13 protein-coding genes are annotated in these 11,709 nt (G+C 66.5%); 6 read left to right on the top strand and 7 right to left on the bottom strand.

Annotated features, from left to right (window positions below; translation table 11 throughout):
- Positions 1–80 precede the first annotated feature (80 nt).
- Positions 81–992 (bottom strand): LysR family transcriptional regulator, encoded by a 912-nt coding sequence (locus HV783_RS08905; protein WP_054500619.1) that lies wholly within the window; start codon positions 990–992, stop codon positions 81–83.
- A gap of 137 nt (positions 993–1,129) precedes the next feature.
- On the opposite strand from HV783_RS08905, the gene HV783_RS08900 reads away from it, so the two are divergent.
- The 6 genes from HV783_RS08900 (at position 1,130) to HV783_RS08875 (ending at position 6,506) form a co-directional block, all read left to right on the top strand.
- Positions 1,130–1,867: an SDR family NAD(P)-dependent oxidoreductase gene (locus HV783_RS08900; protein ID WP_064524729.1), complete on the top strand. Its 738-nt coding sequence runs from the start codon at positions 1,130–1,132 to the stop codon at positions 1,865–1,867.
- Between the two features lie 63 nt (positions 1,868–1,930).
- A complete protein-coding gene (locus HV783_RS08895; RefSeq protein WP_047991913.1) occupies positions 1,931–2,149 on the top strand; it encodes a tautomerase family protein in 219 nt (72 codons plus the stop codon).
- A gap of 333 nt (positions 2,150–2,482) precedes the next feature.
- Positions 2,483–3,919 carry a cytochrome ubiquinol oxidase subunit I gene (locus HV783_RS08890; RefSeq protein WP_175189010.1) on the top strand — a complete coding sequence of 479 codons (1,437 nt, stop codon included), beginning with the start codon at positions 2,483–2,485 and terminating at the stop codon, positions 3,917–3,919.
- Between the two features lie 4 nt (positions 3,920–3,923).
- A complete protein-coding gene (gene cydB / locus HV783_RS08885; protein ID WP_175143454.1) occupies positions 3,924–4,931 on the top strand; it encodes a cytochrome d ubiquinol oxidase subunit II in 1,008 nt (335 codons plus the stop codon).
- The gene (locus tag HV783_RS08880; protein ID WP_080977493.1) at positions 4,931–5,071 is read left to right on the top strand and encodes a DUF2474 family protein; all 141 of its coding nucleotides are present in this window, start codon (positions 4,931–4,933) and stop codon (positions 5,069–5,071) included. Before cydB ends, HV783_RS08880 begins: the two co-directional genes overlap by 1 nt.
- Positions 5,072–5,096: 25 nt before the next feature.
- Positions 5,097–6,506, top strand: coding sequence for an aminotransferase-like domain-containing protein (locus tag HV783_RS08875; RefSeq protein ID WP_175189009.1), 1,410 nt, complete (start codon positions 5,097–5,099; stop codon positions 6,504–6,506).
- A gap of 82 nt (positions 6,507–6,588) precedes the next feature.
- On the opposite strand, the gene HV783_RS08870 is transcribed toward HV783_RS08875, so the two are convergent.
- Genes HV783_RS08870 through urtB form a run of 6 tightly spaced genes read right to left on the bottom strand, consistent with a single transcriptional unit; the run spans position 6,589 to position 11,685 of the window.
- Positions 6,589–6,921, bottom strand: coding sequence for a zinc ribbon domain-containing protein (locus HV783_RS08870; RefSeq protein ID WP_175189008.1), 333 nt, complete (start codon positions 6,919–6,921; stop codon positions 6,589–6,591).
- A 9-nt stretch (positions 6,922–6,930) separates the two neighbouring features.
- Positions 6,931–8,160: a formamidase gene (fmdA, locus tag HV783_RS08865; RefSeq protein ID WP_175189007.1), complete on the bottom strand. Its 1,230-nt coding sequence runs from the start codon at positions 8,158–8,160 to the stop codon at positions 6,931–6,933.
- 29 nt (positions 8,161–8,189) lie between these two features.
- Positions 8,190–8,882 carry an urea ABC transporter ATP-binding subunit UrtE gene (gene urtE, locus HV783_RS08860; protein ID WP_175143452.1) on the bottom strand — a complete coding sequence of 231 codons (693 nt, stop codon included), beginning with the start codon at positions 8,880–8,882 and terminating at the stop codon, positions 8,190–8,192.
- Positions 8,883–8,896: 14 nt separating this feature from the next.
- Positions 8,897–9,640, bottom strand: a complete 744-nt coding sequence (gene urtD, locus HV783_RS08855) for an urea ABC transporter ATP-binding protein UrtD (RefSeq protein ID WP_175189006.1) — start codon at positions 9,638–9,640, stop codon at positions 8,897–8,899.
- Positions 9,637–10,758: an urea ABC transporter permease subunit UrtC gene (urtC, locus tag HV783_RS08850; RefSeq protein WP_116793815.1), complete on the bottom strand. Its 1,122-nt coding sequence runs from the start codon at positions 10,756–10,758 to the stop codon at positions 9,637–9,639. Before urtC ends, urtD begins: the two co-directional genes overlap by 4 nt.
- 9 nt (positions 10,759–10,767) lie before the next feature.
- The gene (urtB, locus tag HV783_RS08845; RefSeq protein ID WP_054500610.1) at positions 10,768–11,685 is read right to left on the bottom strand and encodes an urea ABC transporter permease subunit UrtB; all 918 of its coding nucleotides are present in this window, start codon (positions 11,683–11,685) and stop codon (positions 10,768–10,770) included.
- Positions 11,686–11,709: the final 24 nt, after the last annotated feature.

Here is an 11,709-nt window from a genome sequence, read left to right as displayed (position 1 = left end):
CGAGGTCGATGCGGCCATCCGCCAGATGCCGGTCCAGCGCCAGGCTCGGGGACATGGGCGCCTGATCCGCGGCACGGCGGCTAGCGTCGCAGGCGCTCCAGCAGGAAGTCGGCAAATGTCCTCACCCGCAACGACACATGGCGCACGTGCGGGTAGAGCAAAGTGAATGGCCGCGTGGCGCCGCCAAAGCGCGGCAACACCTCCACCAGATCGCCGCGCCGCAGATCCTCCTGCACGGTGAAGCGGTACGCCTGGAACAACCCCGCGCCATGGCGCGCCAAACTGACGCCGCCCAGCACATCGCCCGAGCAACTGGTGCCGCCATGGGTCGGCACGTCGATCTGCCGGCCGTCACGCATGAATATCCATGGGATGTTGCGACCGGTGCTGGGCAACTCGAACTGGATGCAGTCGTGCCCGTCGAGATCCTCCAGGGTGCGCGGCGTGCCCGCGCGCCGCAGATAGCCCGGGGCCGCCACCAGCACCAGTTCCGCGTCTTCCAGCTTGCGCGCCACCAGATTCGAGTCCGGCGGCAGCCGGCCGCGAATGGCAAGGTCGTAGCCTTCTTCGGCGAAGTCGACATTGCGGTTGCTGATGTGCACATCGACCTGCACCTGCGGGTACCGCTGGCGGAACTCGCCCAGCAATGGCAGCACGCGGTGATGGGCATACGGCGTGGGCATGCTGATGCGCAGCTTGCCCGCGGGCTCGGCCTGCTGCCCGGTGACCTCGCGTTCGGCCTCGGTCAGCAACGCCAGGGCAGAACGGCACTGCTCCATGTAGCGCAGGCCCGCCGCGGTCAGGCGGATCTGGCGTGTGGTGCGCACGAACAGGCGGACGCCGAGGCGCTCTTCCAGCCGCGACACCGAGCGGCTGACGGCGGCCGGCGTCACGCCGGCCGCATTGGCGGCGGCGGTAAAGCTCTGCAGTTCGGCTGCCAGGCAGAACAGCTCCACGCTGCCGAGCATCAGGTCTTCGAAGCGACGTTGCATGAATGGCGTCCTGGCTGGCCTGGCGGAGCCCGCCAGACTCATTACATGATGTATGCATAGATTTGATCTTTGAGGTGTTTATCACGTTTCGGGTCATAAGTAGAGTGGCGCTACCCCTTCTTATCCGGAGTCCAGACATGACCCATCCCGCCAAAACCATCATCGTGACCGGCGCCTCCAGCGGCATCGGCCTGGCCATTGCCCGCGCCTACCTGGAGCGCGGCGACAATGTCGTCGGCAATGCCCGCGGCGCCGAGCGCCTGGCCCAGGCAGCGCGCCAACTGGGCAATCCGCCTCGCTTCATCGGCGTGCCCGGCGACATCGGCGATCCCGACACCGCGCGCGCCCTGTTCGAACGCGCTACGCAGGCCTTCGGCAAGGTCGACGTGCTGGTCAACAACGCCGGCATCTTCATCGCCAAGCCGGTGGGCGACTACACCGCCGACGACGTCGACCAATTGTTCAGTACCAACCTCAAGGGCTTCTTCTATCCGTCGCAACTCGCAGCGGCGCATATGGCCGCCCATGGCGGCGGGCACATCGTCAACATCACCGCCAGCATCGCCATGCAACCGCTGCAACAAGTGCCCGCGCTGCTTCCCGTCCTGGTCAAGGGCGGCCTGAACCAGGCCACCAAGGCACTGGCCCTGGAATTGGCGCCGCACCGCGTCCGGGTCAACGCGGTGGCCCCGGGTATCATCCAAACGCCGATGCATGAAAACGGCGACGCGGATTTCCTGAACCGGCTTTCGCCCTCCGGGCGGCGCGGCGACACCGGGGACGTGGTCGATGCGGTGCTGTACCTGACCGACTCGTCATTCACCTCGGGGGCCGTGATCCCCGTCGATGGCGGAGCCACTGCCGGCCGGTGGTAATCCGCAAGGCAACGCCTTTTGGCCGGCGCGCGCGCGCCGGCTGCCAACCGCCAAGGAACAGACATGCCTTACATCAACATCCAGATCACCCGCGAAGGCGCCACGCGCGAGCAGAAAGCCGAACTGATCCGCGGCGCCACCGACCTGGTGGTGCGAGTGCTCGGCAAGGACCCGCAAGCCACGTTTGTCGTCATCGAGGAAGTCGATACCGACAATTGGGGCGTGGCCGGCGAAACCGTCACCGTCTTGCGCCAGCGCCAGCGCGCCACGCGTTCGACATAGACGTCTCCCGCGCCGCAAAGCGGCGAGCGGCTGAACACGAATGCCCTTTGCCCTGCCCCGGCGGCAGGATCAGGCAGCACAGCGGTCCCGCTGTGCTGTTTTTTTTGTAACGGCCGGATCTGGCCCTTTTCATGAAAACGGCCGGTCTTCCCTATGGCGGCGCGCCATTTCCACGTCGACGCTCGCCAAACTGATCCGCTTTTTTCGCCGCCTTCTGAATCTGTACTGCTCAGCAGGGCCGGCCTATCTTGACGCTACAGGCACCAGCCTGTCCGCGCGCGCCGCCCGGTGGCGGCAGGAACGCGCGGGCCTTGAAGTCAGGAATCACCCGCCATGGATAGCGACGCGCTACTGCTTGCCCGAATACAGTTCGGATTCACCATTTCCTTCCACATCATCTTTCCGGCCATCACCATCGGCCTGGCCAGCTACCTGGCCGTGCTCGAAGGCTGCTGGCTGCGCACCCGCAACACCGTCTACCGCGATCTCTATCACTTCTGGACCAAGATCTTCGCCGTCAATTTCGGCATGGGCGTGGTGTCCGGACTGGTGATGGCGTACCAGTTCGGCACCAACTGGAGCTTCTTTTCCGATTTTGCCGGCAGCGTCACCGGGCCCCTGCTGGCCTACGAGGTGCTGACGGCCTTCTTCCTGGAAGCCGGCTTTCTCGGCGTGATGCTGTTCGGCTGGTCGCGCGTGGGCCCGGGGCTGCACTTCTTCTCGACCATCATGGTGGCGCTGGGCACGCTGGTGTCGGCCACCTGGATCCTGGCGTCCAACAGTTGGATGCAGACCCCCGCGGGCTACGAGATCCTGGACGGCCGCGTGGTGCCGACCGACTGGCTGGCGGTGATCTTCAATCCCTCGTTCCCCTACCGGTTGGCGCACATGGGCATCGCGGCGTTCCTGGCCACCGCGCTGATGGTGGGCGCGTCCGGCGCCTGGCATCTGCTGCGCGGCGACCGCAGCCCGGCGGTGAAAAAGATGTTCGCGATGGCGATGACCATGCTGGCAATCTCGGCGCCGCTGCAGGCGGTGGTGGGCGACTTCCATGGCCTGAACACGCTCAAGCACCAGCCCGCCAAGATCGCCGCGATCGAAGGCCATTGGGAAAACGAGCCGGGCGCGGGCGTGCCGCTGACGCTGTTCGGCATTCCCGACATGGAGCGCGAAGAGACCCGCTACGCGCTCAACGTGCCGCGCCTGGGCAGCCTGATCCTCACGCATAGCTGGGACGGCCAGTTCCCCGGCCTGAAGTCGTATCCGCCCGAAGACCGCCCCAATGCCACCGTGGTGTTCTGGTCGTTCCGCGTGATGGCGGGGCTGGGCATGCTGATGATCCTGCTGGCCGGCTGGGCGCTGTGGGCGCGCTGGCGCGGACGGCTGTACCAGTCGCGCGCGCTGCAGCGTTTCGCGCTGTGGATGGGGCCGTCGGGGCTGGTGGCGATCCTGGCCGGCTGGTACGTGACCGAGATCGGCCGCCAGCCGTGGGTCGTCTATGGCGTGATGCGCACCGCCGACGCCGCCACCCGCCACGGCCTGGGCGAATTGACGCTGACGCTGGCGCTGTTCGTGGTGGTGTACCTGTTCGTGTTCGGCGCCGGCGTGTCGTACATGCTGCGCCTGATCCGCATGGGCCCGACCCCGGCGCCCGGCCACGCGCCGCTGTCCGGCGGCCCGGGCGAACCGCGCCAGCCGTCGCGGCCGCTGTCGGCCGCCTCCACCTCGGCGGACGCCCCGTCCGCGCAACCTGGATTCAAAGGAGCCTGAGGCCATGGGCATCGACCTTGCATTGATATGGGCCGTCATCATCCTGTTCGGCGTGATGATGTACGTGGTGATGGACGGCTTCGACCTGGGCATCGGCATCCTCTTTCCGCTGATCGGCGACGCCGAGGAACGCGACGCCATGGTCAACACCGTCGCCCCCGTGTGGGACGGCAACGAGACCTGGCTGGTGCTGGGCGGCGCGGGACTGCTGGCCGCGTTTCCGCTGGCGTATTCGGTGATCCTGAGCGCGCTGCACCTGCCGCTGGTGTTCATGCTGCTGGGCCTGATCTTCCGCGGCGTGGCGTTCGAGTTCCGCTTCAAGGCCGACCCGCGCCACCGCGCGCTATGGGACCGCGCTTTCGTGCTCGGCTCGCTCTGCGCCACCTTCTTCCAGGGCGTGACGCTGGGCGCCTACATCGAAGGCATCCCGGTGGTCGACCGCGTCTACCAGGGCGGGCCGTGGCACTGGATCAGCCCGTTCTCGCTGTTCACCGGCGCGGGCCTGGTGGTGGCGTATGCGCTGCTGGGCTGCACCTGGCTCATCATGAAGACCGAGGGCCGCCTGCATCGCCACATGTGCGCGCTGGCGCGGCCGCTGACGCTGGCGCTGCTGGCGGTGATCGCCGCGCTCAGCGTGTGGACGCCGCTGGCGCAGCCGCATATCGCCCAGCGCTGGTTCAGCCTGCCCAACATGTTCTGGTTCCTGCCGGTGCCGCTACTGGTGGCGGCCGCCGGCATCGACCTGATGCGCCGCGTGCGCGGCGCGCCCGCCGCGGGGCCGTTCGTGCTGGCGCTGTGCCTGGTGTTCCTGGGCTACAGCGGCCTGGGCATCAGCATCTGGCCGGCCGTGATCCCGCCCGACGTGTCGATCTGGACCGCGGCCGCGCCGCCGCAGAGCCTGGGCTTCGCCCTGGTCGGCGCGCTCGCCATCATTCCGATTATCCTGATGTACACCGCCTGGTCCTATTACGTGTTCCGCGGCAAGGTGCGCACCGGCGAGGCGTTTCACTGATGGCCGCGCCGACCTCCCTGCCCTCCTGGCGCAGCCGGCTGCTGTGGCTGCTGTTGATCTGGGCCGGCGGCGTGGCGTCGCTGGGCCTGGCCGCCGGCGCGCTGCGGCTGGTGATGCGCGCCATCGGCATGTCGACCTGAACCGCAGTCCTCCACGGATCCCCCCATGAAGCGCTATGAACGGCTGACCGAAGAAATCACCGCCTCGATCCTGTCGGGCCTGCTGCAGGCGGGCGACCGGCTGCCCTCGGTGCGCCAGACCAGCGCCAGCCGTGGCGTCAGCCCGTCGACGGTGTTCAAGGCCTATTACCTGCTGGAAGCGCGCGGCCTGATCCGCGCACGCGACCGCTCGGGATACTATGTGCTGCGCGCCTCGCAGGCCGCGCTGCCCGAGCCCGACGGCCTGTCCAGCGCCGCCGCCGGCCGCCATCCGGTCGATGTCAGCGACAACGTGCTGCAAGTGCTCAACGCCACCCTGCGGCGCGACATGCTGCCGTTCGGCTCGGCCTTTCCCAGCCCGTCGCTGCTGCCCTACGGCCGGCTGGCGCGCTACATGGCGACCACGGTGCAGCAACTGGACCCGTGGGGGTCGATCGACGATCTCAGCCCCGGCGACCCCGCGCTGCGCCGCGCCATCGCGCTGCGTTACCTGGCCGACGGACTGACGGTGCCGGTGGACGACATCATCATCACCAACGGCGCGCTCGACGCGCTCAATCTGTGCCTGAGCGCGGTCACGCGGCCGGGTGACGCGGTGATCGTCGAATCGCCGACGTTCTACGCCGCCCTGCAGTCGCTCGAACGCAACCAGTTGCACGCCATCGAGGTGGCCACGCATCCTCGCGAAGGCATCGACCTGCAGGCGCTGGAGCGGGCCATCGTGCAGCACCAGCCGCGCGCCTGCTGGCTGATGACGACCTTCCAGAATCCGCTCGGCAGCCTCATGCCCGAGGCCAAGAAGGAAGCGCTGGTCAGGCTGCTGACGCGCCACGGCGTGGCGCTGATCGAGGACGACGTCTACGGCGAACTGTACTTCGGCGCCACGCGGCCGCGTCCCGCCAAGGCCTTCGACACCGAGGGCATGGTGATGCACTGCTCGTCGTTCTCCAAGACGCTGGCGCCGGGCTATCGCGTCGGCTGGGTCGCGGCCGGGCGCTACACCCGCGCCATCATGCGCAACAAGCTCACCACCAGCCTGGCCACCGCCGCGCCGACGCAGGCGGCGATTGCCGCCTATCTGGCGCAGGGCGGCTACGACCGCCACCTGCGCCAGTTCCGCCAGACGCTGGCCTTGCAGCAGGGCGAGATGCTGCAGGCGGTGGCGCGCTACTTCCCCAAGGGCACGCGCGCCACGCGGCCGCTGGGCGGCTACTTCACCTGGGTCGAGCTTCCGGCGCGCATCGACACCCTGCGCCTGCACCGCGCCGCGCTCGACCATGGCATCAGCATCGCGCCGGGGCCGTTGTTCTCCAGCTCAGGCGCGTTCGGCAACTTCCTGCGGCTGAACTGCGGCCATCCCTGGAACGAGGCGATGGAGCAAGGCATGGCGACGCTGGGCAAGCTGATGGCGACATGACGGGCGCGCGCGGCTGGCGTTGCGGGCCCATGCCGATGGCCCGCCGCTCCCTTTCGGAACCCGCGACGCCCGCCGCCCGCTTTCAGTGACTGATCATCCACGGCCGCGCGCCGGCGAAGGTCTTGCCGCCGCCGGCCGTCTGGCGGGTCCGGCCGGCGGCCTTGGCGCCGGCGCAGCAACCGCAACCCATGCCGTGACCGCCACGGGTGCTGCGCGGCTCGTGGGCGGCGCGTTCGTTGGCGGCGCGGGCGCGGTTCATGGCCGAGGACAGCGCCGAGACCGCCGGCGCGCCGCTGACGAAACGCTCGCAGGCGCCGCCACATTCGGGGCAAGGCGCGGGGTCGCGCCATTGCGACAAAGGTCTCAGCACGGAGAACTCGCCGCAGTCCTGGCAGCGGTAGTCATAGAGCGGCATGGCGGCTCCTCACAGGTCTTTGGCGATGGGCATGTCCATGCCGCGCGCTATCTGCGGCACGTCGCCCAGCGCGTTGGGCTGGATGTCGATGTCGAAGATCTCGGTGGGCAGCCACAGCGTGGCGCAGGCGTTGGGAATGTCCACCACGCCGCTGATGTGCCCCTGCACCGGCGCCGTGCCCAGGATCGAATACGCCTGCGCCCCCGAGTAACCGAACTTCTTCAGGTATTCGATGCCGTTCAGGCAGGCCTGGCGATAGGCGATGTGCACGTCCAGATAGTGCTGCTTGCCGCCTTCATCGACCGAAATGCCCTCGAAGATCAGGTAGTCCTTGTAGTTGGGCGTGATGGGGCTGGGCTTGAAGATGGGATTGCGGATGCCGTACTTGGCCATGCCGCCCTTGATGAGCGACACCCGCATATGCACCCAGCCGGCCATTTCGATGGCGCCGCAGAAGGTGATCTCGCCATCGCCCTGCGAAAAGTGCAGGTCGCCGACCGACAGGCCGCCGCCCTTGACGTAGACCGGAAAGAACACCCGGGACCCGCGCGACAGGTCCTTGATGTCGCAATTGCCGCCATGCTCGCGCGGCGGCACGGTGCGCGCGCCGGTGGCGGCCGCGCGATCGCGCTCGGCTCCCTTGAGCTTGCCCATGTGCGCCGTCTTGGGCGCCGGCGGATTGGCCAGGGGCGGCACGCGCTCGGGGTCGCTGTCGATCAGCTTCTGCTCGCGCGCATTCCATTTGTCCAGCAGCGCCTGGTCGGGCAGGCAGCCGATCAGGCCCGGATGGATCAGGCCGGCGAAGCGCACGCCCGGGATATGGCGCGAGGTGGTGAACATGCCTTCGAAATCCCAGATCGACTTTTGCGCCGACGGGAAGTGCTCGGTCAGAAAGCCGCCGCCATTGTTCTTGCTGAAAAAGCCATTGAAGCCCCACAGGCTCTCCGGCTTGGCGCCGATATCGAGCAAGTCCACCACCAGCAGGTCGCCGGGTTCGGCGCCTTCGACGCCGACCGGGCCGGACAGGAAGTGCACCGTGGACAGGTCCACATCGCGCACATCGGAGGCATCGTCATCGTTCTTGATCGCGCCGCCGGTCCAGTCGTAGGTTTCGAGCACGAAGTCATCGCCCGGCCTGACCCACGTCGCCATGGGGATGTCGGGATGCCAGCGATTGTGCACGCCTTCGTTTTCGTAGGGGGATTGGGCCAGGTCGACCTTGATCAGGGTTTCAGGCATGTCATGCTCCTTTGAGATGGACAATGAATTCAGACAGACAGGTATTTGCTGATCGTCTGTTCATCAACGCGCTCGCGCGGGTCTTCGTGCACGAAGCGGCCCTTGTCGATCACGATGAGGCGGTCGGCGATTTGCATGGTGAAACTCAAGACCTGCTCGGACACCACGATGGCCAGGTTGCGCAGCTTGCGGATCTCCAGCAGGCTGCGGGCGATTTCCTTGATGATGGACGGCTGTATGCCCTCGGTGGGCTCGTCCAGCAGCAGCACGCGCGGGTTGGTGACCAGGGCGCGGGCGATGGCAAGCTGCTGTTGCTGGCCGCCCGACAGATCGCCGCCGCGCCGGCCGCGCATTTCGTGCAGCACCGGAAACAGGGCGTAGATGTCTTCCGGGATGGTGTCGCGCAGCGCCCGCCCGCGCATGCCGGTGCGGATGTTCTCTTCCACGGTCAGCGTCGGGAAGATCATGCGGCCCTGCGGCACGTAGGCCACCCCGCTGCGCACGCGCTGATGGCTCTCCAGGCGCTCGAGCGCCTTGCCCTCCAGCGAGATCGAGCCCTGCATGGCGGGCAGCAGGCCCATCATGGTCTTGAATAGCGTGGTCTTGCCCATGCCGTTGCGGCCCATGACGGCGACGATTTCACCGGCCGCCACCGCAAGGTCGACGCCATGGATGACTTTGCTTTGGCCATAGCCTGACACCAGGCCAGCGATATTGAACATGTTGCCTCCCGGCTTCAATGACCCAGATAGACTTCAACCACGCGCGGATCGGACTGCACCTTGTCCATGCTGCCCTCGGCCAGCACACGGCCCTGGTGCAGCACCGTGACCTTGTGCGCGATGTTCTTGACGAATTCCATGTCATGCTCGATCACGATGAGCGATCGGTTGCGGCTGATCCGATTGAGCAGTTCGGCGGTGCGCTCGCGTTCGGACACGCTCATGCCGGCCACCGGTTCGTCCAGCATCATCAGCTCGGGCTCCTGCATCAACAGCATGCCGATCTCCAGCCATTGCTTCTGGCCGTGCGAGAGCAACTCCGCCGAGCGGTCGAGCTGGTCCGCCAGGAAGATATCTTCGGCCACCTGCTCGACCCGTTCAAGCACCGCCGGACTGCGCCTGAAGGTCAACGCGCCCAGCACGCTGCGCCCGGCCGGATACGACACTTCCAGGTTTTCGCGCACGGACAGGGTTTCGTAGATGGAGGGGGTCTGGAACTTGCGGCCCACGCCGGCGCGCACGATTTCGTACTCGGCCAGGCCGGTCAGCTCCGTGTCCTTGAAGCGGATCGAGCCGCTGGTGGCCTTGGTGCGGCCGCAGATCAGATCCAGCAGCGTGGTCTTGCCGGCGCCATTGGGGCCGATGACCACGCGCAGCTCTCCCTGGTCGACATACAGGTTGAGGTCATTGACGGCGACAAAGCCATTGAACGAGACGGTCAGGCCTTCGATGTACAGGGCGAACGCTGAGGGGTTCATGCTGCCTCCGTGGCGCCATCCGCCTCGCGCCGCGAGGTTCTGCGCGCCAGGCGTTTCTGGATGTATTGGTTGTACAGGCCGGCCAGCCCGTTGGGGAACGCCATCACGACGGCAATGAACAGCCCGCCCATCAGGAACAGCCAGAGCTGCGGAAAACTCTCGGAGAAATAGCTTTTGCCGAAGTTGACCAGCAGCGTGCCGTAGACCGCGCCCAGCAGGGACAGGCGGCCGCCGACCGCGGCGAAGATGACCATTTCAATGGAAGGCACGATGCCCACGAACGACGGCGACATGAAGCCCACCTGCAAGGTGAACATGGCTCCGCCGATGGCCGAGAAGACGGCGGCCACGCAGAACACAAACACCTTGAAGCTGGCGACGTCATAGCCCGAGAAGCGCACGCGCTCTTCCTTGTCGCGCATCGCCATCAGGAGCTTGCCCAGCTTGGAGGAGAGCAGGTAGCGGCCGAACAGGATGCAGGCAAACAGCAGCGCGCCGTTGATGAAGTACAACGCCAGCCGGGCGTTGTCCGTGCGGATGTCCCAGCCCAGCAGCGTCTTCAGATCGGTGATGCCGTTGACGCCCCCGGTCCACCCTTGCTGGCCGATGATGAGCACCGAGAGAATCAGGGCCACGGCCTGCGTCACGATGGCGAAGTAGGTGTCGCCCACGCGGCGCTTGAACATCGCCGCGCCCAGGATCAACGCCAGCAGGCAAGGCAACACCGGCACCGCCAACAAGGTGAACCAGAAGCTCTTGAAGGGCACCCAGAACCAGGGAAGCGAGGTTAGCTGGTTCCAGTCCATGAAGTCCGGGATGCCGGGCGTGGACTGGATTTTGGTGGCGTCCGGCGTGGAAGCTTCCAGCTTCAGGAACATGGCCATGCAATAGCCGCCCAGGCCGAAGAACACGCCCTGGCCCAGGCTCAGGATGCCGCCATAGCCCCAGCACAGCACCAGCCCCAGCGCGACAAAGGCATAGGACAGGTATTTGCCGATGAGATTGAGCCGGAAGACGTCCAGGGCCAGCGGAAACACCACGAAAAGCAGCAGCGCCAGGATCGCCAGTCCGGCCAGCCCTTCGCGCCCGCCCACGACATTGCGGAAGAATTTCTGCATGATGCGCCCCTACTTGCGTACCTTGATGCTGAACAGGCCTTGCGGGCGCAGCATCAGAATGATCACGATGGCCGACAGGGTCAGCACTTTCGCCATCGAGCCGGTCATGAAGAACTCCGAGATCGATTGCGTCTGCGCAATGACGAAGGCCGATGCGATGGTGCCGAAAAGGCTGGCCGCGCCGCCGAACACCACGGTCAGGAAGGTGTCGACGATGTAGAGCGAGCCGCTGGTGGGCCCGGTGGAGCCGATGGTGGTGAAGGCCGCGCCGGCAATGCCGGCGATACCGCAGCCCAGCGAGAACGTCACACGGTCCACGCGCTTGGTGTCGATGCCGACCGCGCCGCTCATGGCCCGGTTCTGCACCGTGGCGCGCACGTGCAGGCCCCAGGTCGAGCGGAACAGCGCCAGCAGCAGCGCGCCGGTCAGCAGGATGCTGATGGACATGACGAACAGGCCGTTGATGGGGATATCCACGCCGTCCAGCGGCTGCCAGGAGCCCATCAGCCAGTCGGGCAGCGTGGGGCTGACTTCACGCGGACCGAACAGCGAGCGCAGCGTCTGCTGCAGCACCAGCGACAAGCCCCAGGTCGCCAGCAGCGTGTCCAGTGGCCGGCGGTAGAGATGGCGGATCATCAACCACTCGACCAGCCAGCCCAGGCCGAAGGTCACGGCAAAGGCCAGCAGGATGGCGATGAAGAAATAGGCCGGCATCAGGCCGGGCGCGTATTGCTGCACCAGCTCGGAACAGAGGTAAGTGCAATAGGCGCCCACCGCCAGGAACTCGCCATGGGCCATGTTGATGACGCCCATCTGGCCGAAGATGATCGCCAGGCCCAAGGCCATCAGCAGCAACACGCTGAAGACCGATAGACCGTTGAAGCCCTGCATCAGCAGGATGGCCCCGAGATCGGAGAAGGATTCCATGGATGGCTCCCGGCAGTGGCAAGG

Origin of the sequence: Achromobacter dolens, assembly GCF_902859745.1 — a bacterium.
Classification (GTDB): Bacteria; Pseudomonadota; Gammaproteobacteria; order Burkholderiales; family Burkholderiaceae_B; genus Achromobacter; species Achromobacter dolens.
The sequence above is the reverse complement of the archived record's forward strand: the minus strand, read 5'-3'. Positions and strand labels throughout refer to the sequence as shown.